This is a genomic window from Clostridium sp., assembly GCF_051656525.1.
In the GTDB taxonomy this organism is placed as follows: Bacteria; Bacillota; Clostridia; order Clostridiales; family Clostridiaceae; genus Clostridium.
In genome coordinates this window covers 1-1172 of record NZ_JBOGCC010000405.1, presented here as the reverse complement: position 1 = coordinate 1172, position 1172 = coordinate 1, and the positions used below count along the sequence as shown (strand labels likewise).

Annotated in this window: 2 protein-coding genes and 1 pseudogene; all 3 read right to left on the bottom strand. The window is 31.1% G+C overall.

Annotated features, from left to right (window positions below; all coding sequences use genetic code 11):
• Positions 1-475 (bottom strand): SDR family oxidoreductase (locus ACRDDY_RS19555; protein WP_438566580.1); only part of this gene is annotated, 475 nt, incomplete at its 3' end.
• The gene (gene rfbC, locus ACRDDY_RS19550; protein ID WP_438566579.1) at positions 472-1053 is read right to left on the bottom strand and encodes a dTDP-4-dehydrorhamnose 3,5-epimerase; all 582 of its coding nucleotides are present in this window, start codon (positions 1051-1053) and stop codon (positions 472-474) included. The genes ACRDDY_RS19555 and rfbC, both read right to left, overlap by 4 nt.
• 2 nt (positions 1054-1055) lie before the next feature.
• A pseudogene (locus ACRDDY_RS19545) lies at positions 1056-1172 on the bottom strand (glucose-1-phosphate thymidylyltransferase); the annotation flags it as partial.

The window sequence follows — 1172 nt, the reverse complement described above, 5'->3', positions numbered from 1 at the left end:
TAAAATTATTATTAGCTATTCCAAACACCCAAGATGTTCTTACTACAAAACTTTTATCATAAATCTCTAATACTAACTTTTCACCTTCTGCTTTAGCTTCTGAATACACAGAAAGTGGCTTTGGAATATCCTCTTCTGTATACGGAGTATTTTTACTTCCATCAAAAACAAAGTCTGTTGAGTATGTTATATAATCTGCTCCTATCTCTTTAGCAACTAATGCTAAATCTCTTGGTGCTGCAGCATTTAACTTATAGCACATCTCTTTTTCTTCCTCTGCTTTATCTACATTATTGTAGGCAGCACAGTTTATAATAAGATTTATATTTTTATCTTTTACAAACTCTCTCACTGCATCTATATTTGTAATATCCAGTTCTTTATAGTCAGTTGCTATAAAATCTAAATTTCTTTCTTTAAATATTCTTTGAAAATCATACCCTAATTGTCCATTGGCTCCAGTAATTAATATCATCCTATTACCACACCACTTTCTATAAACCCTTTCAGTGTTTGCTGCTTCTTATCTTTATCAGAAAGTAAAATCTCATCTCCTGATAATCCATACTTTTCAAAGTTCCACTCTATTCCTATATCAGAATCATTCCATAACACTCCTGAATCAAACTCTGGAGCATAATAATCTGTACATTTATATTGAAACTCAGTGTTATCCTCTAATGTTAAGAATCCATGAGCAAACCCTGGTGGAATATAAAACATCTTTTTATTATCTGCTGTTAACTCTACTAAATAGTGCTTTCCAAAAGTAGGACTATCTTTTCTAAGATCTACCGCTACATCCAAAACAGACCCAGCTGTAACTCTAACTAGTTTTCCTTGAACATGTTGTGTTTGAAAATGTAATCCTCTTAATACACCTTTTTTAGATTTTGAGTGATTATCTTGAACAAATTCAATGTCCATTCCTATTTCAGAGAAGTCCTTTTTAGAATAACTCTCCATAAAAAACCCTCTATTATCTCCAAATACTGTTGGCTCTATTACCATTAAATCTTTTATTCCTGTTTCGACTCTTTTAAATTTACTCATGACTACTCCTTTATTAGATTCATTAGATATTCACCATAGTGTGATTTTAACAATGGTTTTGCTAATTCCTCTACCTTTTCTTTAGATATCCATCCATTTTTATAAGCAATCTCTTCTAA

Bases quoted from the DNA above. Each gene is read 5' to 3' on its own strand.
- rfbC (WP_438566579.1), bottom strand. From the start codon at position 1,053: ATGAGTAAATTTAAAAGAGTCGAAACAGGAATAAAAGATTTAATGGTA.